The organism is Sphingomonas trueperi (assembly GCF_011927635.1).
Taxonomy (GTDB): Bacteria; Pseudomonadota; Alphaproteobacteria; order Sphingomonadales; family Sphingomonadaceae; genus Sphingomonas; species Sphingomonas trueperi.
In genome coordinates, this window is sequence record NZ_JAATJB010000014.1 from 67,700 (window position 1) to 94,125 (window position 26,426).

The 26,426-nt window shown below is 67.5% G+C and carries 22 protein-coding genes and 1 pseudogene; 10 read left to right on the forward strand and 13 right to left on the reverse strand.

The window, feature by feature from the left end:
• Positions 1 to 325 precede the first annotated feature (325 nt).
• From GGR89_RS18180 to GGR89_RS18190, 3 genes are read left to right on the forward strand one after another with little or no spacing between them, the layout of a single operon-like run.
• Positions 326 to 3,439 carry a response regulator gene (locus tag GGR89_RS18180; RefSeq protein ID WP_125974797.1) on the forward strand — a complete coding sequence of 1,038 codons (3,114 nt, stop codon included), beginning with the start codon at positions 326 to 328 and terminating at the stop codon, positions 3,437 to 3,439.
• The gene (locus GGR89_RS18185) at positions 3,424 to 4,296 is read left to right on the forward strand and encodes a CheR family methyltransferase (RefSeq protein WP_125974795.1); all 873 of its coding nucleotides are present in this window, start codon (positions 3,424 to 3,426) and stop codon (positions 4,294 to 4,296) included. Before GGR89_RS18180 ends, GGR89_RS18185 begins: the two co-directional genes overlap by 16 nt.
• Complete coding sequence (locus tag GGR89_RS18190; protein ID WP_125974793.1) at positions 4,289 to 6,106, forward strand: response regulator; 1,818 nt, start codon at positions 4,289 to 4,291, stop codon at positions 6,104 to 6,106. The genes GGR89_RS18185 and GGR89_RS18190 overlap by 8 nt, the downstream gene beginning before the upstream one ends.
• Here GGR89_RS18190 and GGR89_RS18195 read toward each other — a convergent pair.
• From GGR89_RS18195 to GGR89_RS18205, 3 genes are all read right to left on the reverse strand, one after another.
• The gene (locus GGR89_RS18195) at positions 6,103 to 7,089 is read right to left on the reverse strand and encodes a LacI family DNA-binding transcriptional regulator (protein ID WP_125974907.1); all 987 of its coding nucleotides are present in this window, start codon (positions 7,087 to 7,089) and stop codon (positions 6,103 to 6,105) included. The genes GGR89_RS18190 and GGR89_RS18195 overlap by 4 nt on opposite strands.
• A gap of 59 nt (positions 7,090 to 7,148) precedes the next feature.
• A complete protein-coding gene (locus GGR89_RS18200) occupies positions 7,149 to 9,212 on the reverse strand; it encodes a phosphocholine-specific phospholipase C (protein ID WP_125974791.1) in 2,064 nt (687 codons plus the stop codon).
• Positions 9,213 to 9,290: 78 nt separating this feature from the next.
• Positions 9,291 to 10,379, reverse strand: a complete 1,089-nt coding sequence (locus tag GGR89_RS18205) for a PLP-dependent cysteine synthase family protein (protein WP_125974789.1) — start codon at positions 10,377 to 10,379, stop codon at positions 9,291 to 9,293.
• Positions 10,380 to 10,517: 138 nt separating this feature from the next.
• On the opposite strand from GGR89_RS18205, the gene GGR89_RS18210 reads away from it, so the two are divergent.
• Complete coding sequence (locus GGR89_RS18210; protein WP_125974787.1) at positions 10,518 to 10,706, forward strand: hypothetical protein; 189 nt, start codon at positions 10,518 to 10,520, stop codon at positions 10,704 to 10,706.
• Between the two features lies 1 nt (position 10,707).
• Here the strand turns inward: GGR89_RS18210 and GGR89_RS18215 are convergent, their stop codons facing one another.
• The 9 genes and pseudogenes from GGR89_RS18215 to GGR89_RS18255 form a co-directional block, all read right to left on the reverse strand.
• On the reverse strand, positions 10,708 to 11,358 hold the full coding sequence (locus GGR89_RS18215) for a Crp/Fnr family transcriptional regulator (protein ID WP_241217893.1): 651 nt from the start codon (positions 11,356 to 11,358) through the stop codon (positions 10,708 to 10,710).
• Between the two features lie 145 nt (positions 11,359 to 11,503).
• On the reverse strand, positions 11,504 to 12,172 hold the full coding sequence (locus GGR89_RS18220) for a sensor histidine kinase family protein (protein WP_125974783.1): 669 nt from the start codon (positions 12,170 to 12,172) through the stop codon (positions 11,504 to 11,506).
• A 166-nt stretch (positions 12,173 to 12,338) separates the two neighbouring features.
• Entirely contained in the window at positions 12,339 to 13,355 is a 1,017-nt protein-coding gene (locus GGR89_RS22920) for a UDP-glucuronic acid decarboxylase family protein (protein WP_125974905.1), read from the reverse strand.
• 72 nt (positions 13,356 to 13,427) lie between these two features.
• Positions 13,428 to 14,438: pseudogene (locus GGR89_RS22925) on the reverse strand (CgeB family protein); the annotation flags it as partial.
• A complete protein-coding gene (locus GGR89_RS18235; protein ID WP_125974781.1) occupies positions 14,435 to 15,523 on the reverse strand; it encodes a CgeB family protein in 1,089 nt (362 codons plus the stop codon). The pseudogene GGR89_RS22925 and the gene GGR89_RS18235, both read right to left, overlap by 4 nt.
• On the reverse strand, positions 15,520 to 16,632 hold the full coding sequence (locus GGR89_RS18240; protein ID WP_125974779.1) for a CgeB family protein: 1,113 nt from the start codon (positions 16,630 to 16,632) through the stop codon (positions 15,520 to 15,522). Before GGR89_RS18240 ends, GGR89_RS18235 begins: the two co-directional genes overlap by 4 nt.
• The gene (locus tag GGR89_RS18245; protein ID WP_125974777.1) at positions 16,629 to 17,744 is read right to left on the reverse strand and encodes a glycosyltransferase family 4 protein; all 1,116 of its coding nucleotides are present in this window, start codon (positions 17,742 to 17,744) and stop codon (positions 16,629 to 16,631) included. Before GGR89_RS18245 ends, GGR89_RS18240 begins: the two co-directional genes overlap by 4 nt.
• 2 nt (positions 17,745 to 17,746) lie before the next feature.
• The gene (locus tag GGR89_RS18250; protein ID WP_125974775.1) at positions 17,747 to 18,832 is read right to left on the reverse strand and encodes an NAD-dependent epimerase/dehydratase family protein; all 1,086 of its coding nucleotides are present in this window, start codon (positions 18,830 to 18,832) and stop codon (positions 17,747 to 17,749) included.
• On the reverse strand, positions 18,829 to 19,944 hold the full coding sequence (locus tag GGR89_RS18255) for an NAD-dependent epimerase/dehydratase family protein (RefSeq protein WP_125974773.1): 1,116 nt from the start codon (positions 19,942 to 19,944) through the stop codon (positions 18,829 to 18,831). The genes GGR89_RS18250 and GGR89_RS18255 overlap by 4 nt, the downstream gene beginning before the upstream one ends.
• A 244-nt stretch (positions 19,945 to 20,188) precedes the next feature.
• Between GGR89_RS18255 and GGR89_RS18260 the strand changes: the two genes are divergently transcribed.
• Genes GGR89_RS18260 through GGR89_RS18275 form a run of 4 tightly spaced genes read left to right on the forward strand, consistent with a single transcriptional unit; the run spans position 20,189 to position 23,698 of the window.
• A complete protein-coding gene (locus GGR89_RS18260; protein ID WP_125974771.1) occupies positions 20,189 to 20,788 on the forward strand; it encodes a histidine phosphatase family protein in 600 nt (199 codons plus the stop codon).
• Positions 20,785 to 21,594, forward strand: a complete 810-nt coding sequence (locus GGR89_RS18265) for a TIGR04290 family methyltransferase (protein ID WP_125974769.1) — start codon at positions 20,785 to 20,787, stop codon at positions 21,592 to 21,594. The genes GGR89_RS18260 and GGR89_RS18265 overlap by 4 nt, the downstream gene beginning before the upstream one ends.
• Positions 21,591 to 22,592, forward strand: coding sequence for a glycosyl hydrolase (locus GGR89_RS18270; RefSeq protein ID WP_125974767.1), 1,002 nt, complete (start codon positions 21,591 to 21,593; stop codon positions 22,590 to 22,592). The genes GGR89_RS18265 and GGR89_RS18270 overlap by 4 nt, the downstream gene beginning before the upstream one ends.
• A complete protein-coding gene (locus GGR89_RS18275) occupies positions 22,592 to 23,698 on the forward strand; it encodes an inositol-3-phosphate synthase (protein ID WP_125974765.1) in 1,107 nt (368 codons plus the stop codon). The genes GGR89_RS18270 and GGR89_RS18275 overlap by 1 nt, the downstream gene beginning before the upstream one ends.
• 191 nt (positions 23,699 to 23,889) lie before the next feature.
• Here the strand turns inward: GGR89_RS18275 and GGR89_RS18280 are convergent, their stop codons facing one another.
• Positions 23,890 to 24,414 carry a DUF1003 domain-containing protein gene (locus GGR89_RS18280; protein WP_125974763.1) on the reverse strand — a complete coding sequence of 175 codons (525 nt, stop codon included), beginning with the start codon at positions 24,412 to 24,414 and terminating at the stop codon, positions 23,890 to 23,892.
• A gap of 47 nt (positions 24,415 to 24,461) precedes the next feature.
• Between GGR89_RS18280 and GGR89_RS18285 the strand changes: the two genes are divergently transcribed.
• Positions 24,462 to 25,421: an MDR/zinc-dependent alcohol dehydrogenase-like family protein gene (locus tag GGR89_RS18285; protein WP_125974761.1), complete on the forward strand. Its 960-nt coding sequence runs from the start codon at positions 24,462 to 24,464 to the stop codon at positions 25,419 to 25,421.
• Positions 25,418 to 26,392 carry a Gfo/Idh/MocA family protein gene (locus GGR89_RS18290; RefSeq protein ID WP_125974759.1) on the forward strand — a complete coding sequence of 325 codons (975 nt, stop codon included), beginning with the start codon at positions 25,418 to 25,420 and terminating at the stop codon, positions 26,390 to 26,392. The genes GGR89_RS18285 and GGR89_RS18290 overlap by 4 nt, the downstream gene beginning before the upstream one ends.
• The last annotated feature ends 34 nt before the right edge of the window (positions 26,393 to 26,426 follow it).

Here is a 26,426-nt window from a genome sequence, read left to right on the forward strand (position 1 = left end):
AGTCATTGGGGTAACCGACGGGGAAGGGGATGGTTCAGGGTTCGCATCCCCGCCACTGCAGTCGCGCTTGAAGTGAGACGGTGCCAGCGCACCTGAAACCATCGTCATTCCCGCCAAGGCGGGAATCCATTCGCCTGTGCGTCCGGGGAAAGAACTGTGGCACCAGCGCCAATGGATCCCCGCCTCCGCAGGGATGACGGTGCATTTCTGTCTGACGCGACGGCGCTTTCTGGGAGGGGAGGATCGGGATGGTCCCGCCGTCAGGGTTGCAGGGGCGGGGCAAAGCCGGGTACCTGCTTGCCCATCTATCCCTTTGAGATTCCATATGTCGCCCAGCCAGCGCAGCCGAAAGCCCTCGCGTCCCCTCTATGCGGCCCTCGCCGCCCTGCTGGTGCTGCCGTTCGGCGCCGACGCGGTCCTGCCGCTCGGCACGGCGACCTGGGCGGGCTATATCCTGCCGACGGTGATCGCCTACACGGCCGGGCGACCGGTGGTGCCGCTGATCGTCGCGGCACTGGCGACCTTGCTCAACTTCGCCGGATTCACGCTGGCGCCGCCGGGCGTCGATCCGCAGGTGGTGCTGGTCAACCGCATCCTGGGCTCGGCGATCCTCTGGATACTGGCGGGCATCGGCTTCGCCTTCGTGCGCAACCGGCTGGCGATCCGGCGCGAGGAATGGCTGCAATCGGGGCAGGTCGGCCTCGCCAAGGCCGTCGCCGGCGAGCTGCCGCTCGACGAGCTCGCCACCGCCGCGCTGCGCTTCCTCGCCGACTATAGCGGTGGGCAGGCGGGCGCCATCTTCGTGCGCGACCCCAGCGGCGCGGGCTTCCGCCGCCGCGGTACCTACGCCGTGCCGGCCGACGCACCGCTGCCCGAATGGGTGAAGTCGGGCGAGGGGCTGCTGGGCCAGGCGATCGCCGATCGCCGCCAGTTCGTGCTGGAGCAGGTACCGGAGGGCTATCTCTATTACGGATCGGGCCTCGGCCAGGCGCAGCCGCGCACGCTGGTAATCGGTGTCACCGAGGCGGACGGCGAGATCAACGGCGTGCTCGAACTCGGCTTCCCCGGCGCGGTCGACCCGCAGGTGCAGGCGCTGCTGGAGCGGATCGGCGGCCAGCTGGGCGTCTCGATCCGCTCGGGCAAGTACCGCGCCCGGCTGCGCGCGCTGCTCGAAGAGACGCAGAAGCAGGCCGAGGAGCTGCAGGTGCAGAGCGAGGAGCTGCGCACCAACAATGACGAGCTGGAGACCCAGAGCCGTCAGCTGCAGGACACCGCCGCCCGGCTGGAGGCACAGCAGTCCGCACTCGAGCAGAGCAATGCCGAGCTGGAGGCGCAGACCCGCGCGCTGGAATTGCAGCGCGATGAACTTGCCCGCGCCCAGGGCGCGCTGGAGCAGCAGGCTGCCGACCTGGAGCAAGCGAGCCGCTACAAGTCCGAATTCCTCGCCAATATGAGCCATGAGCTGCGCACCCCGCTCAACTCGCTGCTTATCATGGCGCGGCTGCTGGCGGAGAACCGTGCGGGCAATCTCAGCGCGGACCAGGTCCGCCACGCCGAGACGATTGAGACCTCGGGCAACGACCTGCTGACGCTGATCAACGACATCCTCGACATCTCGAAGATCGAGGCGGGCAAGCTGGAACTGCAGCCCCGCCGCGTCCGCATCGCGCCGGTGCTCGACAAGCTCAAGGCGGTATTCGGGGCTTCCGCCACCGCGAAGGGGCTGGAGTTCCGCATCGAGCAGGCGGCGGGCGCGCCGGGCGAGATCGAGACCGATCCGCAGCGGCTGGAGCAGGTGCTCAAGAACTTCCTGTCCAACGCGATCAAGTTCACGGACAAGGGCGAGGTGTCGCTCGGTGTCTCGCGGCGGCCCGATGGGCGGATCGCGTTCACGGTGCGCGACACCGGTGTCGGCATTCCCTCCGAGCAGCAGCAGGTGATCTTCGAGGCGTTCCGCCAGGCCGATGGCACCGTGAGCCGCAAATATGGCGGCACCGGGCTCGGCCTGTCGATCTCGCGCGAGCTGGCGCGGCTGCTCGGCGGCGAGGTGGCGGTCGAGAGCATGCCGGGCGAGGGCAGCGCCTTCGCGCTGATCCTGCCCGAGGCCTATGATCCCGCGCTGGTCCAGGCAGCGGCCCCGCTGCCGAGCCCCAGTCCGGCGCCGGTCAAGCCACAGCCCTCCAATCCCAAGCCGGGCCGCCGCCGCAGTGCCGAGCCCTGCGAGGACGATCGCGAGAAACTGTCGGGCGATTCCCGCGTGATCCTGATCGTCGAGGACGATCCCGTGTTCGCGCGCATCCTGTGCGACATCGCGCACGACCTGGGTTTCCAGTGCCTGATCGCCGGCACCGCCGACGAGGGCGCGCTGCTCGCGCGGCAATATGTGCCCAACGCGGTGATCCTCGACATGAACCTGCCGGACCATACCGGCCTGTCGGTGCTCGACCGGATCAAGCGCGACGTGCGCACCCGGCATATCCCGGTGCACGTCGTCTCGGTCGACGACGACAGCCAGGCGGCGCTGTCGAGCGGCGCGGTCGGCTATCTGTTCAAGCCGGTGAAGCGCGAGCAGCTGGTCGACATGCTGGAGGGCCTCGAGGCCAGGATGTCGCAGCGCATGCGCCGCGTGCTGGTGGTGGAGGACGACGCGCAGCAGGCGGAAAGCGTCAAGGCGCTGCTCGCCTCGCGCGAGGTGGAGACGGTCCAGGCCCATTCGGCCGCCCAGACCTTCGAACGCCTTGGCCAGGAGACGTTCGACTGCATGGTGCTCGATCTCAACCTGCCCGACGCCTCGGGCCTCGACCTGCTCGACCGGCTGAGCGAGGACGACAGTGTGGGGTTCCCGCCGGTGATCGTCTATACCGGCCGTGACCTCAGCCAGGACGAAGAGCTGCGGCTCCGCAAATATTCCAAGTCGATCATCGTCAAGGGCGCCAAGTCGCCCGAGCGGCTGCTCGACGAGGTGACCTTGTTCCTCCACCAGGTCGTCTCGGAGCTGCCCGAGCCGCAGCAGGCGCTGATCGCCAAGGCGCTGGGCCGCGACGCGGCGCTCGAAGGCCGATCGATCCTGGTCGTCGAGGACGACATCCGGAACGTTTATGCGCTCACGAGCATTTTCGAGCCCCATGGAGTCAAGGTTCGCATCGCCCGCAACGGCCGAGAGGCGCTGCATGCGCTCGACGAATCCGCGCGCCATCTCACCGATCGGGTCGATCTCGTGCTGATGGACGTGATGATGCCGGAGATGGACGGCCTCACCGCCACGCGCGAGATCCGCAAGCAGCCCTGGGGCAAGACGCTGCCGATCCTGATGCTCACCGCCAAGGCGATGGCGCGCGACCAGCAGGAATGCCTCGACGCCGGCGCGAACGATTATCTCGCCAAGCCGCTCGATATCGACAAGCTGCTCAGCCTGGTGCGGGTGTGGATGCCGCGGTGATCGATGACCTCGTTCCGGCGCATGCGGAGATCGAGCTGGACCTGCTGCTCGAGGCGATCTGGCGGCAGTATCACTACGACTTTCGAGGCTATTCGCGCAGCTCGCTGCACAAGCGGATGGAGCGGGCGTGCCAGCGCTTCGGCTGCGAAGGGTTCTCGCAGCTCCAGCACCGGCTGCTGCGCGAGCCGACGGTGTTCGCCGAGCTGATGGGCTTCCTCACCATCCAGGTGAGCGAGATGTTTCGCGATCCCGGCTATTTCCGCGCGCTGCGCGAGAAGGTGGTGCCGCATCTGCGCACTTGGCCCTCGCTCAAGGTATGGATCGCGGGCTGCGCCAATGGCGAGGAATTCTACTCGCTCGCCATCCTCTTCCGCGAGGAGGGCCTGGAGGACCGGACGATCTTCTATTGTACCGATATCAGCCCGGCGGCGCTGGCCAAGGCCGAGGCGGGCATTTTCGATTTAGGGCGGATTCCGCAATTTACCGAGAATCACCGGCACTCCGGCGGCCATAGTTCGCTTTCCGATTACTATATGGCGGCCTATGGTGGCGCGGTGTTCGACAAGAGCCTCCGTGCCCGCGCCGTATTCGCGGAACACAGCCTCGCCACCGACCAGGTGTTTGCCGAGGCACATCTCGTGTCGAGCCGCAACGTGCTGATCTATTTCGATCGCGACTTGCAGGATCGCGCGCTGGGACTGTTTGGGGACACGCTGGTGCGCGGCGGATTCCTCGGGCTCGGCGCGCGCGAGACGCTGCGTTTCTCGCGCCATACCGACGCCTTCGCCGATTTCGATGCGGGCGAGCGCCTCTACCGGCGCACCAATGCCGGCCTGCGGACGATGGCCGATGCGTGATCCGGTGAAGGTCCTTGCCGTCGACGACGTGCCCGAAAACCTGATCGCGCTGGAGGCATTGCTCGCGCAGGAGGGGCTGGAACTGCTCACCGCCGCCTCGGGAATGGAGGCGCTGGAGCTGCTGCTGGTGCACGATGTCGCCTTGGCGCTGCTCGACGTGCAGATGCCGGGGATGGACGGGTTCGAGCTCGCCGAACTGATGCGCGGTACCGAGCGGACCCGCCGCGTGCCGATCATCTTCCTCACCGCGGTCGCCACCGACGAGCGCCGCCGTTTCCGCGGCTACGAAACCGGGGCGGTGGACTATCTGCTCAAGCCGGTCGATCCGCAGATCGTCCGCAACAAGGTCGAGATCTTCGTGGAGCTGGCGGCGCAGCGACAGGAGATCGCCCGCCAGCGGGACCGCCATGCCGCCGCACTCGCCCGGCTGAAGGCACACCGGGACAATTCCCCGCTCGCCATCGTCGAGTTCGATGCCGAGCAGCGGATCATCGCCTGGTCGGCGGGAGCCGAGCGGATGTTCGGCTGGCGGGTGGTGGAAGTCTCCGGCTTGCGCCCGTCCGAGCTCGAATGGCTCGATGCCGAGCATGCCGCGCGGTTCGATGCGATGATCCGCGGGATGATCGCCGGCGAGCATGTCCGCGACATGCGGCCCTTGTGCATGCGGACGGCTGTAGGCGTGATGCTCGACTGCGAAGTCTATGGGTCGGCGCTGTTGGGGCCGGATGGGTCCTTGCTGTCGGTAAACACCCAGATTCTAGATGTCACCGATCGGGTACGTGCCGAGGAGACGCAGCGGCTGCTGATCGGCGAGCTCAACCACCGAGTAAAGAACACGCTCGCCTCGGTGCAGGCGATCGCCACGCAGACGCTGCGCCATTCCTCCGGCCCCTCGGACTTCGCCCCGACCTTCATCGGGCGGATCCATTCGCTGGCGCGCGCGCATTCGCTGCTCAGCAGCAGCACCTGGCAGGGCGCGAGCCTGCAGGAGCTAATCGAAGGCCAGCTGCAGACCGGCACGATCGATCCGGAACGGTTCGACACCGGTGGACCGATGGTTGAACTGGCGCCCGAGCCCGCGTTGCATCTGGCGCTCGTTCTGCATGAACTGGCTACCAACGCGCACAAATATGGCGCGCTGTCGGTGCCCGAGGGACGGGTGGGGCTCCACTGGGGCGTCCGGAACGGGATGCTCGAGCTTGACTGGCAAGAAAGCGGTGGACCGGCCGCGACACCGCCCACACGGCGCGGCTTCGGCACCGCGCTGATAGAGCGCAGCCTGAAAGCCGAGGGCGGTAGTGCCGTGCCGAGCTATGGCGAGGGAGGCGTCGCCTGGAAGCTCTCGATCCCCTATGCCAGCGCGGTTCGGCTTCGCGAGGAGCCGCGCGCGGCGCGCAAGGCGATCCCGGTGTTGCCGGCAGGCGGCGGCGCGGCGCTGGTCGGCAAGCGGGTGCTGATCGTCGAGGACGAGCCGCTGGTCGCGCTCGAACTCGCGACGATTCTGGGCGATGCCGGCATGGTGGTGGCGGGTGTCGTCGCCACTTCGGCCGATGCGATGGCGGCGATCACCAAGACGCCCGTCGATGCCGTGCTGCTCGACGGCAACCTCCAGGGCGCGCTGGTCGACGATGTGGCGGCGGCGCTGGTCGCGCGCGACATCCCGTTCCTGTTCGTCAGCGGCTACGGCCGCGATCACCTGCCGATCGGGCTAGACTCGGTCACCGTGATCGAGAAGCCGTTCGATGCCCGCACGATCGCCGCGGCGCTCCACCAGTTGCTGGTGCGCACGCCCGTGCGCGACTCAGCCTAGGCCGAATCACGAACGATCAGTTCGGGCAGCATCGCCACCGAGCCGACATTCTGCCCGGCGATTCGTGCCAGCAGCAGCTCCACGAGAAGATTCGCGCCATAGACGACGTCCTGGCGGATCGTGGTGAGCGCGGGCGTGGTGTAGCCGGCGAGAAGGATGTCGTCATAGCCGATGACCGCAACGTCCTCCGGTACGCGCAAGCCGCGCTCGGCCAGTGCGCGCATCGCGCTCATAGCGATCACGTCGGAGGCGGCGAGGATGCCGTCCGGCGCCGGATTGGCAGCGAGATAGGCGGCCATCTCGCGATAGGCGTCTTCCATCGTGAGATGGATCGGCACCACGGTGTCGGTCACCCCAGCGGCTTCGGCGACGGCACTGTGGAAGCCCTTGTACCGATCGGAAAATTCGGGCGCTCCGGCATTGCCGAGAAAGGCGAGGCGTTTGCACCCGCGCGTGATCAGGTGGCGCGCGGCAAGTTCCCCACCGGTGACATTGTCAGTACCGACCGTGATCTGGTTCGAGCCCAGTCGCGCGGCGCCCCACACCACCATGCGCTGATAGCTGCCCGCCACCCGCTCGATCGCCTCCAACTGATCCGACTGACCGATCAGGATGATGCCGTCGACGCGGCCGGAGGCAATGATGTCGTCGAGCCAGCGCGGCCCCTGCGGCACCACGCGCGACAGGAACAGGTCGTAGCCGCGCTTGGTCAGCGCATCCGCAAGTCCGCCCAGCAGCCCCATGAAGAACGGATCGGACAGCGCCTGATCGACTTCGTGGCCCAGCGGTACCACTACGCCGATCGCGCCGGTACGCTGCTTGCGCAGCGCACTGGCGGTCTGGTTGAGGCGAAAGCCGTGTTCTTGGGCGAGCGCAACGATGCGCTCGCGGGTACCTCGCGCGACTCTAGGATGATTGGAAAGCGCCCTTGAGGCAGTCGAAACCGACACGCCTGCGATTTTCGCCAGCTCGACCAAGCCCACTGACTTCAACTGTCCCGCCCCCCAACGCGTTGTTCTGTCAGCGCTGACAGTATCGCGTCCTAATCGATTTGGGAAACCTTAACATTGGTATAGGGCGGTTCGGACCAACCATCGCTGCCGTTTTCGATCCTTCCGGCGAGCCGACGACGGTAACCGGGGACAGCCGGATCGGTGAGGACAAGGTCGTACCAGCCACCGGTAACCGTTAGCGCTACCTTGGTTTCTTCTGATACGATCGGCTTGAGCTGGGGGTGGCGGGGCCATTCCGAAATGATCCCAGCGGGCGCCTCGATCCGCAGCGAGGGGGCGGTGCCGCGGCGCTGCTGCCAGCGCACCGCACCGGCATGGGCAGGCCCTTGGCCGGCGAAATGGCGATGAAAACCGTTCGGACCGAGCAGCCAGAGATCGTAGCGGCCTTCCGAGTCGAGCGGCCATTCGGCTTCGATCGCGCCACCCTGCTTGAGCGTGTAGCGGCGCGGCACCGCATCGAGCTGGAGCCGATCATAGACATGCACCACCGCCGGCACGCCAGTGCATTCGAAGCGCAGCACGATCTTGCTCGAATCGAGCCCGGCTTCGCTCACCTCCAGCGCATAGGGCAGGGCGCGCGCGCGGCGGATGCCCGGCTCCTGCGCGGGTGCCTGGCCGGCGGCGACCGGCGCGCTGGGCTCCGGCTGGCTGCGAAGCGCGGCGGCGCGGGTGGCGAGGTCGCGTGGATCGGGCAGCACCGGCCCGATCTTGCGGTTGGGGCTGCGGAAGTCGAACGCGCTGGTCAGGTCGCCGCAGACCGCCCGTCTCCACGCGGAGATATTGGGCTCCTGCACCCCGAACCGCGCCTCCAGGAAACGGATTACCGAGGTGTGGTCAAAGACTTGCGAGTTCACCCAGCCGCCGCGGCTCCAGGGCGAGACGACATAGCAGGGCACGCGCGGGCCGAGGCCATAGGGCCGTCCGATCAGCTCGGGCCGCTCGGATTTCTCGTCGGCGACGCTGGGGATCTGGTGATAGTCGTTGGACGTGTCGACCTGCGAGGCGCCGAGGAAGCCGCCGACCACCGCCGGATCGCGCGACGGCGGCCCGGGCGGCGGGACATGGTCGAAAAAGCCGTCATTCTCGTCGAAATTGACGATCAGCACGGTGCGTGCCCACACCTCCGGATTGGCGGTCAGCGCGTCGATCACCGCGGCGGTATAGGCCGCGCCCTGGGCCGGGCTGGAGGGGGCGGGGTGCTCGCTGCCCTTGGCGTCGGCGATGATCCACGAGACCTGGGGCAGCTTGTTCGCCAGCACGTCGGCGCGGAGCTGGTCGAGCCCGTGGGTGGTCAGCGCGCGATCGTAGAGCGGCGAGCCCGGCTGCGCCTCGCGATAGGCGGCGAAACCGACCAGGGGGTTGTCGGTGAAATTGTCCGCCATGTCCTGGTAGATGCGCCAGTCGATCCCGGCCGCCTGGAGCCGCTCCGGATAGGTGGTCCAGCGATAGGAGTCGGGGTGGCCGCCCTTGGTCGCGAGCTCGTCGTGCGAATTGCCGATCGACGGGCCGCCCATCATCCCGCTGGGATCGTTGGTGCCGGTCCACAGGAACAGGCGGTTGGTGTTGGTGCCGGTATGGACCGCGCAGTGATAGGCGTCGCAAATCGTGAAGCTCTCGGCGAGGGCGAACTGGAACTCCAGGTCCTCGCGGGTGAAATAGCCCATCGCGCGATCGGTCTTGGCGGCGGCCCAGCGCTGCATCCGGCCCTGATCCCAGGCGGCCTGCGCATCGGGCCAGCTGTGCGGCGTGCTCGCCACCCGCATCAGCTCGAAATGCTCCTTGGTGGAGAGATGGAAGGGCGCGACCAGCCGGCCGTCGGCGGCTTCCTGGGCGAACACGCTGCGGCCGCCCGGCAGCGGCACCGTCAGCGGATCACCAAAGCCGCGCACGCCCTTCATCGTGCCGAAATAATGGTCGAAGCTGCGGTTCTCCTGCATCAGGATCACGACATGCGCGACATCGGCAATGGTGCCGCTGCGGACGTCCGCCGGGATCGCCGCCGCCCGTGCGATCGATGCAGGCAGCGCCGATGCCACCGCCGCCTGCGCGCCCGCTGCCAGGAACCGCCGCCGCGTCGTGCCCCCGTTCGTCATCGTGCCCCCAACTCCCATGTCACCAAAACAATACCTGCAGGCGGGTGCAGCAGCGGGATGACGAATTGATGACGGTTTTCAGACACTCGGCAGGAAAAGATCGTCAAGTGCCCGATCGTGCGTGTCGGTCTCATAGCCATGTGCCGCGCGCCATTCCGCGTCGAAGCAGGTCGAGCCATAGCGGCGGCCATCGTCGCACAGCAGGGTGACGATCGAGCCTGTCTGGCCGGCGGCACGCATCTCGCGGATCAGCGTCGCGCAGGCCCAGATATTGGTGCCGGTCGAGACGCCGCAGGGGCGGCCGAGCACGCGGCTGATCCGCAGTGCAGCCGCCAGGCTCGCCGCGTCGGGGACGGCGATCATCCGGTCGATCACGTCGGGCAGGAAGGAGGGCTCGAGCTGGAGCCGGCCTATGCCCTCGACGCAGGACGGCGCGCCGTCGACGGTGGTGATGCTGCGGTCCACATAATGGCGGTGGAACACCGAGGCCTCGGGATCGGCGACGCAGAGCCGTGTCTCCAGGCGGTGATAGCGCAGATAGCGGCCGATCGTCGCCGAAGTGCCGCCGGTCCCCGCGCCGCAGACGATATGGGTAGGGATGGGATGGGCTTCCTGCGCCATCTGCTCGAAGATCGACTGGGCGATATTGTTGTTGCCGCGCCAGTCGGTTGCGCGCTCGGCATAGGTGAACTGGTCCATGAAATGGCCGCCCAGTTCGGTGGCGAGCCGCTGCGCCTCCGTGCGGACCGAGCGCGGATCGGCGACCTCGTGGCAACGGCCGCCATGGAACTCGATCGCCTCGATCTTCTCGGGCGACGTACCGCGCGGCAGCACCGCGACGAAGGGCAGCCCGATCATCCTGGCGAAATAAGCTTCGGAAACCGCGGTCGACCCGCTCGATGCCTCGACGATGGTCGTCTGCGGCCCGATCCAGCCGTTGCACAGTGCGTAAAGGAACAGCGAGCGGCCCAGCCGGTGCTTGAGGCTGCCGGTCGGGTGACTCGATTCGTCCTTGAGGTACAAGGTGATGCCCGGTGCGCCCGGCAGCTCGACGCGGACCAGATGGGTGTCGGCCGAGCGGTTGAACTCGGCATCGATGGTGCGGACGGCGTCATCCACCCAGGCGCGGTCGCAGCGGGTGGGGCGGGGCAGGGCAGCGTCGGTCATGGCGCCCGCCTTTAGCCCCCCGATTGCGGGTGCGTCGACTCCGGAAGCGCCGCTTGTCCTGCGTTGTCGTGATCTGCGCGAACGCGGCGGGGTGGCGAACGGGTGTAGCGTCGGCGGCCGAGCAACGGAGTGCCGCCCATGCCAAGTCCCGATGATCGCAGTTATTTCCAGCGCCGCGCCCGTGCCGAGCTGGCCATCGCCTCCACCTGCGAGGACAATGCCGCCGCGCTCGCGCATTTCCGGCTGGCCGACGAATATGAGCGGCGGGTGCGCGCCATGGCCGCGCGCATGCCCGTCGCTGCAGCAACGTCGTCCCGCGGGTCCTGATCTAACCCGCGAGCAGCGCCTTGCGGAAGGCCGAAATCGCCGCTTCCGGCATCGGGCGTGCCCGCGCCCCGTTCGTTGCAGCACTCTGGCGGAGACGCACCGTGCCCCCCCGCCATTCGAGGATGCCGTCGCGCCGCATCGCCTGGAGCGTGCGGTTCACATGGACGCTGGTGAGGCCCAGCGCATCGGCCAGCATCTCCTGGGTGAGCGGCATCGGGAAGCTCTCGGGCCCCGCAGCGCCGGCCAGGAGCAGGCGCTCGTGCATTTCGGACAGCCAGTCCTGGATGCGTTCATAGGCGCTCATCCGGCCGAGCCGGGCGATCTGGCGTAGAAGATAGATCTCGTCGAGTGCGGCGCTCGCCGCATAGGCTTCGCGCGGGCCTTCGTCTTCGGGCGCAGGGGCGGAGCACAGCACCGCATCGCAGAGGGCCGTGATCGTGCTGGGGGCTACCGGCTGGAAGGTTCCGGCGTCCTGGATCACGTCGCCTGGCAGGAGGAAGCTGAGGATCTGGCGGCGGCCGTCGCTGAACAACTGCACGCGACCCAGCCAGCCGTCGAGGACGAGCAGCGGCCCCGGCGTTCGCTGCCCCGCCAGGATCAGGTCGCGGGTGGCGCGGATCCGCTGGGGAAACTCCGCCGCCTGCCGGAGCACACGACGCTCAGCATCGCTGAGCGACGCAAGCGAGCCTAACCGGCTGGATGCAAATGCGTCCGCCGCGTGGGGTGGAGTTGTCAGCATGATCCCAAGGCAACGCGCTGGGTGCGTGCGAAGTTCAGAATAAACAGCCTAACAAGGATCAGTACATCAATGCTTGTGCCGGAATCGTGAAGCTGCATTCAGCTCCGCCAGGAAGTAAGCGGAAACTGGAATGGATTCCGGAATAGGAAGCGAAGATGGTCTCGATCAGTTTTCTTCCGAAACCAGAGCGTGGGTGATCTGCCGGGGCCAGGATGGCAACGCCACGCTCCCTCCACTCGACCTCGACGCCCAGCGTAGTGTGCTTCCAGGCTATCTGGAGGGATTGACGCGCGCCGGCGCCACCTAGTGCGCCGAACTTGATCGCGTTGGTGGTGAGTTCGTGGAAAACGAGCGTCAGCAGACGCGCAGCCGCCGGGCGAAGCAGCACGCCGGGTCCCGTGATGGAAATGCCCGGCACGCCGCCGAACTGGAAGGCCCGCAGCGCGTCGCGCACCAGCAGTTCCAGGTCGGCGCCATTGCTCGTGGCGCCGATCGCCGCAGCGTGCCGCACGGCATCGTTGCGACCGGCCTGGTGCGCGCGCGCATCCTCGGCGAAAGTCTCGGTAGAGGGAAGCTCAGCATGTTGGCCGTTCACCAGCGCGCGCAGCTTGGTCAGAACCGCTTCCGGCGTGCAGGCCGGAGAAAGGGCGATTGCCGGTGCGTCGTCGCTGAGACCGGACTGAACGCCCCCATGGGCAACTGCAGGGCGTGTATTGGGCTGCGTCACCCGGGACCGTTCCTCTCGCCGACGGGATGGTTCGCGCCGGTGCCGCGTCCCGAGGGCGCGCGGCAGGGCGGAATGCGGCATCACATGCGTACGCCGCTAGCTGGCGAAAGGAACTACGGCCTTAAGGGCAGGGTGGATGCACGCTTAACATGGAACCCGTTGCTTTTTATTCGGCCGCGACTTCGAGGGACGTCGTTTGCGGAAGGGGGACGTTCATCGCCTGCGCAAACCAGGTACAGGTGCGCTCCAGCCCCTCGGCAAGCGGGACTCGCGGCTCCCATCCGAGCAGCGCACGCGCACGTGCAATGTCGGGCTTGCGCCGGCGTGGATCGTCCGTCGGGAGCGGATGATACGCAATAGCAACATTGCTGCCCGTGAACACCGCGACCGCCTCGGCTAACGCCTCTACCGTAATTTCATGAGGATTCCCGAGGTTTATTGGCTCCATACCGGTGATATCACTATTCATTAGCAGGCGTAGGCCCCGCACCAGGTCCGAGACATAGCAGAAGCTGCGCGTCTGGCTGCCGTCGCCGTAGAGCGTCAGCGGCTTGCCGGAGAGTGCCTGTACGATCAGGTTCGACACCACTCGACCATCGTCGAAGTGCATGTGCGGGCCATAGGTGTTGAAGATCCGCGCAACGCGGACTTCCGCGCGTCCGCTGCGGCAGAAATCATAGGTCAGCGCCTCGGCGGCGCGCTTGCCTTCGTCGTAGCAGGCGCGCGGTCCGGTGCAGCTTACCCAGCCACGATAGTCTTCGCGCTGGGGGTGCATCTCGGGATCGCCATAGACCTCGGAGGTGGAAGTGAGCAGAAACCGGGCGCCCGCCTCCGATGCGAGTCGCAGCAGGCGATCGGTACCAACCACATTGGTAAGCATCGTATGCTCGGGATCCACCTGATACTGCGGCGGCGAGGCGGCGCAGGCGAGGTTGTAGATCTGCTTGAAGCGATGCGCGCGTTCCAGGATGGTTGCCGGCAGTTCGTCGACAATGTCGCCGCGGACGAACTCGAAGCCCGGCCGCCCCTCCAGCCCGCGCAGGTTGGACAGGTTCGAGGTCTGGAGATTGTCGAGGCAGACCACCTGCTCGCCGCGGTCGAGTAATTCGGCGCAGAGGTGCGAGCCGATGAAGCCGGCACCCCCGGCGACCAGGATCAGCGACTTCTCTGTATCGTTCGTCATCGGGGCATTCCTCTCCCGGCGCGTGCCGTGGGGTCGCGCGCTGGTTTCGTTGAGATGGGCTTCGAGTTCGGCGGCGCGGTGTGCGGCGTCATGGCCTTCGAACAGCCGCCGCCGCGCGGCGGTGCCGATCGCCTCCGCATCGCGGTGGAACGCTGCGATGGCGTCTTCGGTCGTGTCGGCGAGCAGAATCTCGTCGCCGGGGACGAACAGGCTTTCGATGCCTTCCCAGCGGTCCGACAGGATCGGGGTGCCGCAGGCCGCCGCTTCGAACAGCCGCACCGAGGGCGACCAGCCGGCCGCGATCATGTCGGCGCGGGTGACGTTCAGGGTCATCCGCGAGGCGGAATAGAAGCCCGGATGCTCCGCCGGGGGCAGATGCTCGATCCGCTCGACATTGGCCGGCCAGTCGATGCTGTCGGGATATTGCGGGCCCGCGACGGCGAAGCGCCTCTCCGGGCAGCGACGGGCTGGTTCGAGCAGCAGTTTCTCCAGCGTCGGCTGGCGATCGGGGCTGTAGGTGCCGAGATAGGTGAGATGCCAGCGCTTCGGCACGTCGAGCGGGCGATAGGCGTCGGTATCCACCGAGCAGTATAGCGCGCGGGCGGCAGGGCTGCCGAACTCGCGCTCGATCCGGTCGAGCGTGGGGCCGCCGGTGAAGCTGAGATACACGTCATAGCCGGGGACCAGCGCCGGGGTGAGATACTCGAACGCGCCGCGCGCCAGCTTGGCGAGGGTGACCGGCGTGTCGATGTCGTAGAAGGCCGTGACGCCCTTCGCGGTACCTTGTACGAACTGGCCGACTTCCACGCCATCCGGCACATAGGAGCCGACGATCACCGCGTCGGCGTTGGCGATCGCCTCCCGCCAGATGTCTAGATCGGCGAGCGTACGGTAATATTCCAGCCGGCAGAAGTCCGGATCGACGAGATCGCGGTGTGCGCCGGCGTACCACGGCACCTCGCGCTCCAGGAACAGGATGTCATGTCCCCGCGCGGAGAATGCGCGAAGCAGCGCCCGGAAGGTGGTGGCATGGCCGTTGCCCCAGGAGGAGCCGAGGCTGAGGCCGAGGACGATCAGCTTCATGCGGCTTTCCTTTCGCGGGGCTGGTGCGACTTGAGGATCGCATCGACCTGCGCACCCCGGAGGTCGTAGCTGTGTTCGGCGAGCACCCGGGCCTTTGCCGCCGCGCCGATCGCGCGGGCGCGCTCGGGGGTGAGCATGGCGAGATGCTCGGCCACGTCCTGGCCGTCGCGGGCGACGAGCACTTCCGTGTCGGGCTGCAGGAACAGCGCGATGCCTTCCCAGGCGTCGGTGATCAGGCAGGCAGCGGCGCCGGCGGCTTCGAACACGCGCGTGGCCGGGGAGAAGCCGATCGCCGCCATCGAATCGCGCGCAACGTTGAGCACTGCCTGGGGCGTGCAGTTGAACGCATTATGGTCGGCGGTGCCGACATGGCCAATCGCGCGGACGTTCGCCGGTAAACCCTTGTCGTGCCAACCATTGCCGCCGAGCAGAAAGTGGCGATCGGGCGCCAGCGATGCTGCGCGGAGAAAGAACTCCTCGATCCGCGCCTCGCGATCGGGAAGTCGGTTGGCGAGCAGCCCGAGATCGGCGATGAAACGCGGATCGGCCGGGGCGGGGTGGTGCGTCTCGGGATCGAGCGCGTTGTAGACCGGGATGCATGCGCGCGCGCCCATCGTGGTATAGGCGTCGATCACCGGCGGGCCGCCGCCATAGGTGAGCACCAGGTCGATCTCCGGCAGCATGGCACGGACGGGGTGGGCAGGATCACCGCGCATCTCGTCGAGCGTCGCGGCGGCATCGACGTCCCAGAAGATGCGGAGCGCCTCCGGGCGCGGTGCGGTGCGCATCGCCTCGATCAGCTCGCGATCGAACACGCCTACGCCGCTTGCCTTCACCACCACATCGGCATGCCGCGCCTCGGCCAGCACGCTGCGCAGGCCCTCGTCGGTGGCGGGATAGACCACGACCTTGGCCCAGGACGGCGGATCGATGTCGCGGTGCTGCTGGCGCTCGAAGGCGTCGGGCTCGTAGAAGGTGATGTCATAGCCGCGCGCGGCCAGCGCCTTGAGAATGCCGCGATAATAGGTCGCGGCGCCGTTCCAGTACGAAGAGAGCAGGCTGGATCCGTAGAATGCGATCTTCATGCGGCGTCCTTGGCAAGTTGAGGGCGGGCTAGGCCGGCGACGATGGCGAGCAGTTCGTCCACCCGGTGCGCGCAGCTGTGGCGGGTCCCGATCGTCTCGATGCCGTGGGCGACCAGCGCGGCGCGGAGATCGGTGTCTTCGCGAAGCGCGATGAGGTGGCGGGTCATCTCGGCGCCGTCTCGCGCGACCAGATAGTCGGTCCCCGGCCGGAACAGGCCTTCCGCATCGTCCCAGGGAGCGGAGACGAGCGGGATGCCGCAGGCCAGCGCCTCGAACACGCGGATCGTCGGGATGCCGGGCAGGATCGTCGCATAATAGCGCCGGGGCACATGCACCGTCGCAAGATGCCGGGCGAAAATCTCCGGGGCGCGGGCATTGGGCGCCCAGCCATGATAGCGTGCGCCGTGGCGGGCGAGTATCGCCTTGGCCTCGTCCGGATAGCGAACACCGTAGATGTCGAGCGGCAGGCGGGCCGTGGCGGCGGGTTGGAACAGGAAGCGCTCCAGTTCCTCGGTCCGCTCGCCATCGCCCCAGTTTCCGATCCAGACCAGGCCATCGCGCGCGCCCTCACGCGCGGGCGGCTGGAAGCGGCGCAGATCGGCGGCTTCGTGCCATGTCCAGACGCGGTTGCCCCAGCCCCAGCCGCGATACACCTCGGCCAACGTCTCCCCGAAGGCGAGCACGCCGTCATAGTCGTTGAGGTCATAGGCCTGCATCGCCGCGGGCTCGCTGACCGCGCGGTGGTGGGTGTCGTGGAAGAGCAGGGTGAAACTGCCGCCCATCGCGCGGGCATGGCCGATCCGGGAAACCAGCTTGGGATCATTCCACTCGTGGACAATCACCAGATCGGCGTCGCCGATCATCTCGGCAGGCGTGCACATCGGCGTGTAGCTGTGGGAATGCAGCTCCGGATAGGCGCAGTGATACGGCGCCAGACCTTCCCGACCATGATCGGCGAGCAGGTTCGTGAGGCTCCAGGCGTCTTCGGGCTCCCAGACCTTCACGTCATGGCCGCGGGCGATCAGCTCGCTGAGTACGCCGCGAAGGAAGTGCGCGTTGCCATGGTTCCAGCACGAGGTGAGCGAATGGGTGAAATAGACGATCTTCATGCCGCGACCTTTCCGGCGGGCGCGCGCTCGGAAACGAGCTGGCGGTAGAGGGGGAGCATGGCGTCGGCCATGCGGGCAGGCGTGTAGCGGCGGGCGCGCTCGGCGGCGGCGTCGCCCAGATGGCGGCGCAGCGCGAGATCGCCGATCAACTGCTCGATGGCTGCGTGGTAGGCGGCGGGGTCGCGCGGCGGGACGAAGGTGGCGGCGCCGTCCCAGAGTTCGCGGAATACCGGGATGTCGCCCAGCACCAGCGCGCATCCGGCGGCCGCTGCTTCCAGCACGGCAAGCCCGAAGGGCTCGAAACAGGCGGCGGAGACGAAGATCGGGCGCGCGGCGAGCCGCTTGGCGAGCGCCGCTCTGTCCAACTGGCCGAGCAGATGCAGGTTTTCCAGCTGCACCGTCTCGCCGTGCGGGCCGGTCGCGGCGCCCGCGGCATGGAAGGGGACGGAGAGCTGCCCCGCCACTGCGTCCAGCAGTTCGGCACCCTTCACCGAATCCCACAGCCGGCCGACGGTCAGCACGCAGTCCTGCGCCGGTTCGTGCTTGGGCGTCACCAAGGGTGCGCGGCCGTTGTGCACCACGGTGGGCTGCACCGGCAGGCTGTAATAGTCCCGCACGACCTGGGCATAGCCGGCGGAGGGGGCGACCACCCGATCTGCGGCGCGCAGGCCCTGTTCGGTCAGTGCCCGGTGCCAGGCGAAGCTCGGGTCGAGCGGCACGCCGGGCCGGCCATGCTGCCACCAGGTGGAGACGCAACCATGCGTCACCGCCAACATCGGCACGCCCGGAACCGCCGACGCAGCAAGCGTGGGCATGTTGAGCTGGACGACGTCGACGCCGTGCAGCCGGGCCAATCGGCCGATCTCGACGCCTGCTGCAAGCACGGGAGCCGGGCCATCGCTCAACCAGTCGAGCGGCAGACCCGTTTCGATGAACGTCGCTCCGGGAATAGCGTGCGCTTCCGCCCGCTGCGCGTCGCTGGGCGCCGGCCCGAGCTGGACCAGCACCGTTTTCACGCCGCGTTCGGCCAGCGCCCCGGCAAGGTCGATGCTGTACTGCCACACGCCGCCGACGGTGTCGGTGGTCAGCAGCAGTCGCAGCGGCGCGGCCATGGTCACAGTGCAGCCGCCGCCATGCGCTCGCGCTGGGCCGGGCGGCCGATCGTCAGGCCGCGCTCTTCGCCGAGCCAGCGGGCGAGGGCGGTCACGCCGTCCTGCCATCCGGTGGGCGCGCCCAGCCCAAGGGCGGCTCGCGCCTTGCTGGTATCCGCGACGAAATAGCGCTGGTCGCCCGCGCGCCAATCGTCGAAATGCAGGTCGAGCGGGCGGCCGGTGATCGTCTCGACATGCGCCAGCAGCGTCCGCAGGCTCACCGCATTGGCGGGACCGCCGCCGAGGTTGAAGGCCTGGCCCGAGACCCGGTCGATCTGTCGCCATGCGGCGACATAGGCGTCCACGGCGTCCGACACGTCGAGAATGTCGCGCACCTGGTGGCCGTCGCCGTACAGCGTGATCGGTGCGCCTTCGAGGGCGCGGATCAGGAAATGCGCGACCCAGCCCTGGTCCTCGGTGCCCATCTGGCGCTGGCCATAGATGCAGCTCATCCGCAGCACCGCGGTCGGCAGACCGTAGCTGCGGGCGTAGTCGAGCACATATTGGTCGGCCGCACCCTTGGAACAGCCATAGGGCGTGTGGAAATCGAGCGGCCGCGCCTCGCCGATGCCGCTCTCGTGCACTTGGCGGTCGACGGGCTGGTAGCCGTTGTCCCCAAGCTCGAAGTCGAGATCCGCTAGGTCGCCATAGACCTTGTTGGTCGAGGCGAAGATCACCGGTGGCGGAGTGTCGGCCGTGCGGGCCGCTTCGAGCAGCGCGAAGGTGGAGGCGATGTTGACCTCGAAATCGGCGGTTGGATCGGTGAGGCTGGTCGTCACCGCGACCTGCGCGGCGAAATGGAACACCGCGCGCGCCGAGCGTACCGCCTCGACGAGCTTGGTCGTCTCGCGGATGTCGGCGATTTCGGCACTGATACGGTCGCCGTGGCGCGCCTGCAGCCAGGCAAGGTTTCGCTCGACACCGGGGCGGCGCAGTGCGTCGTAGATCAGCACCGCCTCGCCCTGGCGCGCCAGCCGGTCGGCGAGGTTCGATCCGATGAACCCGGCGCCGCCGGTGATCAGGATCGGCCGTGCGTCGCCGCCGTTCATGCGACCAGGCCCCGCTTTTCGAGCTCGGCGCGCGCCTGGCCCACCCGGTCCTCGGCGGTCTGCTGCTGCACCCAGTCGGCGAGTTCGGCGAGGCCGGCCTCGAAATCCTGCCGCGCCTCGAAGCCGAGCTTCTCGCGCGCCAGGCTGGTGTCGCAGAAACAGTGGCGGATATCGCCGACGCGCGTCTTGCCGACGATCTCCGGCGCGGCGTCGTTGCGCCCCATCGCGCGGGCGAGCGCCTCGGCGACCTGGGTCACCGAGCGATCGTTTCCGGAGCCGATGTTGAAGGTCTGGCCGGCGGCCTGGGGCAGGGTGAGCGCGTCGGCGAAGGCGCGGGCGACGTCGCTGACATGGACGAAGTCGCGGCGCTGCTCGCCATCCTCGAAGATCATCGGGCGCTGGCCGTTGAGCAGTCGCGAGGCGAAGATCGCCAGCACGCCGGTATAGGGGTTGGACAGCGCCTGGCCGGGGCCATAGACGTTGAACAGGCGCAGACACGCCGTCTCGATGCCATAGGGCGCCCCCATGATGTGGGTGGTGCGCTCCTGGACATATTTGTTGAGCGCGTAGATCGAGGCGAGGCTGGGCCGCTTCCATTCGGGCGTGGCGACCGGCTCGAGCGGGCGGCCCTGTCCGTCGAGCGGATTCCACTGCTGCTGGCCGTCGCGGACGATGCCGCGCTCGGCATTCTCGACGAGGGTGCCGTCGGCATCGCGATATAGGCCTTCGCCATAGATGCTCATCGACGACGCAGTGACCACGCGGCGGACGGGGGTGTCGATCAGCCGCTCGAACAGCACCGCGGTGCCGACATCGTTGGTGGAGGTGTAGCGCTCGACTTCGTACATCGACTGGCCGACGCCGACTTCGGCGGCGAGGTGGATCACGCTGTCGACACCCTGCAGCGCGCGGGCAACAGCATCGCCATCGCGCACGTCGGCGCGGATCAGCTCGACTTCAGAGTCCAGTGCCTCCGGGCGTTCGCGGTCGCCATGGACCTGCTCCAGCATCGAATCCAGCACGCGGACCTGGTGCCCTCTGCGCAGCAGTTCGGCCGAAACCTGACACCCGATGAATCCCGCGCCGCCCGTTACGAGCACCTTTTCCGCCATGTCGATGCTTTCCTGCCTTTAAACTAATCTAGGTAAGTCGTGACAGAATGATGACTTGCTAGAGAAACCATCCGCCGATGCAACAAACAGCTTCTTCTTCATCTTTGTTCCCGATGATCGTGACGTAACAACTATATTTAACATGTTGAATATACGAAGATGATTTAGGTTAATTGGAACCATTACGATGAGGCAGTTGTTACGCTAGCATCTAAGTTGATGCTGATAGGCTGCAAACCTGCTGATGACTGCAAAGGTACATTTGATCCGGCACGGCGCACATGACGATGTTGGTCAGGTGTTGAGCGGCCGCAGCGCGCGCTCGCCGCTGTCTGCGGCCGGACATGCGCAGGCGCAGTGGCTGGCCACGCATTTCGCGCGCGAGAGTCCGATCGCCGCCATTCATTGCAGCCCCCGCGAGCGCACGCGAGCCACCGCCGAGATCATCGGCGGCCGGATCGGCGTGCGGGCACAGGTGGTGGAGGCGCTCGACGAGGTGGATTTCGGTGCCTGGACCGGCCGCAGCTTCGACGAACTGGAGCGCGATGCCGAATGGCGCGAATGGAACCGCCAGCGCTCTGCCGTCCGCCCGCCCAACGGGGAGAAGATGGCGGAAGCGACCGAACGCGCCGTCGGTCATCTCGACGCGCTGGTAGACCGCGGCTGGAACGGGACGCTGCTCTGCGTCAGCCACTGCGACATCATTCGGGGGGTGATCGCCCATTATCTCGGGCTGGGCCTCGATCGCCTGCTCGCCTTCGACGTGGACCCCGGCTCGGTCAGCACGCTGCTGATCGGCAATTGGGGGGCGCGTCTGCTCAAGCTCAACGGGGGACAGGAATGAAGAACCTTGCAGCCGCGCGGTGCACGCCGGTGGACGATCTGCGCGCGCGGATCGATGCACTGGGGCCATGGTTCCAGAACATCCGCATCCAGGGCGTCGAGACCGCGCCGGACCATTTCCTCGGCGACTATCCCGCCTTCAAGTTCGCCCGCTTCGCCGATGCGCTGCCGGAAGATCTCGAAGGGCGCTCGGTACTCGATATCGGCTGCAATGCGGGCTTCTATGCCTTCGAGATGAAGCGACGCGGCGCGGGTGAGGTACTCGGCATCGACAGCGACGAACGCTATCTGGCGCAGGCACGGTTCGCGGCCGAGGCGCTGGGCTATGACGACGTCCGCTTCGAGAACCGCTCGGTCTACGACGTGGCCGCGCTCGGCCGGCGATTCGATATCGTCATCTTCATGGGCGTGCTCTACCATCTGCGCCACCCGCTGCTGGCGTTGGACCTGATCCGCGAGCACGTCGCGGGCGAGTTCATGCTGTTCCAGACGATGCAGCAGGGATCGGACAGCGTTGCGCAAGTGCCGGAGGATCATCCCTTCCACATGCCCGGCACCTTCGATCCACCGGGCTATTTCAATGATCCCGGTTACCCCAAGCTGCACTTCATCGAGCGCCAGTTCGCGCATGATTGGACCAACTGGTGGGCGCCGAACGCCGCGGCCAGCCAGGCGATGCTGCGCGCGGCGGGCTTCACGATCGAGGCGAACCCGGAATCCGAAGTCTATTGGTGCCGCGTCGCCGACGTGCCCTATGCGGAATACGGCCCCGCTGCAGTCTATCCGGCGAAGGGAGGTGCCGCATGATCGAAGCGGCGATGCTCTGGAACGAGCCCAACAACAAGTCGCATTGGGACCCGGCGATCGACCCCGACTGGTCGATGTTCGCGCAGCATGTGATCGCGGCGGGCAACGCGATCCGCGCGGTGAACCCCACGCTGCCGCGCGTGCTCGGCGGCATGTCGCCGATCGACCCGCACTGGCTGCGGCGGATGGAGGCGCATGGCGCGCTCGAGGCGGTTGATGTGGTCGCCGTCCACGGCTTCCCGCTCGACTGGAACCTGTGGCCGCTCTCCGCCTGGCCCGACAAGATCGCCGAGATCCAGGCGGTCACCGACAAGCCCGTCTGGGTGACCGAGGTCGGCGTCAGCTCGTTCGGCGCCGAGGAAGTGCAGGCATTCGGCCTGCGCCGCACGGCGGAGCTTCTGCGCGGGAAGGCGGAACGGGTCTTCTGGTACTCGCTGTTTGACCTGCCGACCAGCTGGGGCGCCGAGACCCGCCACCGCGAGGCGGAAGGTTCCTCCTATTACCGTCACTTCTATCTCGGCCTGATCCGCGAGGACGGCACGCCCAAGCCTGCGCTCGACGTCTATGCCGAGCATGCCGCCGACATCGGGCTGATGCAGTGGTTCCACTTCCACGATCACCGGCTTGACGAGGCGGTGGCGTGGATGAAGCGGCTGGGTACCCGCCGCATCCGCACCGGGCTCAGCTGGGCGGACAGCTTCCGCGAGAATGCGGTCGACTGGTTCGATCGGCAGATGGAGGCGCTGGCGGACTTCGACGTCACCGTCACCTTCTGCTTCACCCCCGAGCATCTCGGCATCGCGCCGCACCACACCAGCCCGGCACGCGATCCGCAGGCGTTCGCCGATTTCTGCGCCTGGATGATCGATCGCTATGCCGGCACCGCCACCGTGTCGGCGCCGGTCACCCCCCTGGCGCTGGCGACCAGCCAGCCCGAGCTCAACCCCTTGCTGTTCAACCGCGACGAGCGTCTCGCCGCCGAGAGGAGGTCCGCCTGATGCTGTCCCCAGATCGCCATGCCATCAATGTCGCGCTTGTGGGCGTGGGCAACTGTGCCAGCTCGCTGGTGCAAGGCATCGAGCATTACCGCGCCGGCGCCAACGACATGGTCGGGCTGATGCATGCCGAGCTGGGCGGTTATGCCCCCAGCGACATCCGGGTGGTCGCTGCCTGGGACGTGGACAGCCGCAAGGTGGGGCAGGACGTCGCCGAGGCGATCTTCGCCAAGCCCAACTGCACCGTGGTGTTCTGCGACGAGGTTCGGCACACCGGCGCCAAGGTGCGGATGGGCAGGGTGCTGGACGGCGTCGCCGATCACATGGCGAATTATGCGCCGGACCGTACCTTCCTGCTGGGCGACGGTGCGGAACCGAGCAAGGGCGAGATCGTCCAGGCGCTGCGCGAGACGAACACGCACGTTCTTATGAACTATCTCCCGGTAGGCTCGCAGGCGGCGACCGAATTCTACGCCGAATGCGCGCTCGAAGCCGGGGTGGCGTTCGTCAACAACATCCCCGTCTTCATCGCCAGCAACCCCGAATGGGCGGCGCGGTTCGAGGCGGCGGGGGTCCCGATCATCGGCGACGACATCAAGGCGCAGCTCGGCGCGACCATCGTCCACCGCGTGCTGACCGACCTGTTCCGCAAGCGCGGCGTCAAGCTGGAGCGGACCTACCAGCTCAACACCGGCGGCAACACCGACTTCCTCAACATGCTCAACCGTTCGCGGCTGGCGTCCAAGAAGGAATCGAAGACCGAGGCGGTGCAGTCGGTCGCCGAGGTGCGGCTGGAAGACGAGAACATCCATGTCGGCCCGAGCGACTATGTCGCGTGGCAGAACGACAACAAGATCTGCTTCCTGCGAATGGAAGGCCAGATGTTCGGCGGCGTACCGATGAACCTCGAACTCCGCCTGTCGGTGGAGGACAGCCCGAACAGCGCCGGCGTGGCGATCGACATGATCCGCTGCGCCAAGCTGGCGCAGGACCGCGGGCTGGGCGGGGCGATCCTTCCGGCGGCGGCATGGTTCTGCAAGCACCCGCCCGAGCAGATGCCGGACGATGATGCGTATGCGGCGGTGGAAGCGTTCATCGCGGGGGAGTGAGGGTGGAAGCCTTGCAAATTCCTCCCCGGAACGGGGAGGGGGACCGCGCTGCGCAGCAGCGTGGTGGAGGGGCCGCCGCGCTAGCGGCGGGTTGCCCGGTGGGTTCAGCCGAACCGCGCCTGCGGCGCGGCCCCTCCACCATCCGCTGCGCGGATGGTCCCCCTCCCCGTGCCGGGGAGGACTTTAGGGGCTCACTCGATCCCCTTTTCCTTCCGGCTCTCGTCGAGCGCGTCGAGTACCTGGACCGGCTGCACATCGGCATGGACTTCCACAAAAGCCGGATCGCCCGCCGAAATGTCGAGCTTCTCCGCGATCCGCGCCACCAGGCCCGCAAGCTTGGTCAGCTCATGCTCGGCGAGCAGGTTGACGTGCAGGTCCAGGTCCGCCCGGCGATCGGCGACTGCCGCCATGCGGTTCTGGCTGATCAGCACGAAGGTCGAGAGGAAGATCGCCTCCACCGACGCGACCATCGCCAGCGCGACGAAGGTGGGATCGAAGCGCGGCAGTACGGGCAGCACCCCCAGATTCACCGAAATCCAGACCCCGAAGAGGATAAGATGCAGCACCACGAACGTCATCGATCCCGTGAAGCGGGTGATCCGATCCGCCACCTTGTCACTGAGCGGTGCGCGCTCGGCATCCTCGCGCTGCCGCGCCGTGAGGTCTTCGATGTTCTGGCGGAGCGTGGCGCCCATGCCCTGGCGTGGTTCGATCATCACGCTCCAACAGAACGTAATATCAATTGGTTGCAGGGAGAGGGCGCATGATGCGCGCGGCGATCCTCGAAGGGCCGGAGCAGTTCCGGATCGAAACCGCGACGCTGCCCGCGCCCGGCCCGGGCGAGGTGCGGATCCGGCTGGAAGGCTGCGGCGTGTGCGCCTCCAATGTCGAGCCGTGGCAGGGCCAGCCCTGGAGCCAGTTCCCCGGCGATCCCGGCGGTCTCGGCCATGAAGGCTGGGGCGAGATCGACGCGGTGGGGGAGGGCGTGGAAGGGCTGATGCCGGGTGACCGGGTCGCCTCGCTCTCCTTCCGCAGCTTTGCCGATTACGACGTGGCGCCGGCCGACATGGTGGTGAAGCTGCCCGACAGCCTTTCCGGCCAGCCCTTTCCCGGCGAGCCCTTGGGCTGCGCGTTCAACATCTTCCGTCGCAGCGACATCCGCGCAGGGCAGACCGTGGCGATCATCGGCATCGGCTTTCTCGGCGCGGTGCTGACCAAGCTGGCCAGCGATGCGGGCGCGCGGGTGATCGCGATTTCGCGGCGGCAGGAATCGCTCGATCTCGCCAAGCGCTACGGGGCGGCCGAGACGATCCCGATGCACGATCACTACGCAATCATCGATGCGGTGAAGGCCCTGACCGGGGACGCGATGTGCGCGCGGGTGATCGAGGCGGTCGGCAAGCAATGGCCGCTGGATCTGGCGGGCGAGCTGGTCGGCTTCGGCGGCAAGCTGGTCGTCGCGGGCTACCACCAGGATGGGCCGCGCCAGGTCAACATGCAGGGCTGGAACTGGAAGGGCATCGACGTGATCAACGCGCACGAACGCGACCCCGCTATACAGATGCAGGGCCTGCGCGAGGCGGTGGATGCGGTGGCGACTGGACGGCTCGACCCTGCGCCGCTCTATACGCATCGCTATGCGCTGGAGGAACTGGGCGAGGCGCTGGCGGCAACCCGCGACAAGCCCGAGCATTTCGTCAAGGCGCTGGTGATGTTCCGATGAGGCCGCGCGTAGGATTCCTCGGCACCGGCTGGATCGGTCGCCACCGGATGGAGGCGATCCTCGCCACCGGTGCGATCGAGGCGGCCGCCTTCGCCGATCCGTCGCGAGAATGCGCCGAGCAGGCGCGGGCGCTGGCACCGAACGCGCGGGCGGTCGACGGGCTGGAGGCGATGCTGGAGCTCGGCCTCGACGGCATCGTCATCGCCACGCCCAGCGCGCTGCACGCGGAGCAGAGCATCCGCGCCTTGGAAGCAGGCGCGGCAGTGTTCTGCCAGAAGCCGCTGGGCCGCACCGCCGACGAAGTGGACGCCGTGATCGCGGCTGCGCGAACCGCCGACCGCCTCCTGGGCGTCGATCTCTCCTATCGGCATACCGAGGGCATGCGCGCGATCGCCAAGCTGGTGCAGGGCGGGGCGCTCGGCCATGTCTTCGCGGTCGATCTGGTGTTCCACAACGCTTATGGGCCGGACAAGCCGTGGTTCTACGATCCGGCGCAGTCGGGCGGCGGCTGCGTGATCGATCTGGGCGTGCATCTGGTAGACCTGGCGCTGTGGACGCTGGGCTTTCCGGCGGTGGACGGGGTGTCGGCGTCGCTGCGTGCACAGGGGCAGCCGCTCGGCGCGATGCAGGTAGAGGACTATGCCACCGCCGCGTTCCGGGCGGGCGACACCGATGTGCGGCTCGCCTGCTCGTGGCGGGTGCATGCGGGAACCGACGCGGAGATCTCGGCGGTGTTCTACGGCACCGAGGGCGGGGCGGCGCTGCGGAATGTCGGCGGCAGCTTCTACGATTTCGTCGCGGAGCGATTTACCGGCACCTCCAAGACGGTGCTGGCGAGCCCGCCGGATGCATGGGGCGGCCGGGCGGCTGCAGCCTGGGCGGAGCAACTGGCACGTTCGCCGCGCTTCGATCCGGAGGCCGCGCATTTGGCGCGCTCGGCCGAGGTGTTGGATCGGATCTACGGGCGGTAAGGCCATTCCCTCCCCACGCGGGAGGGGGACTATT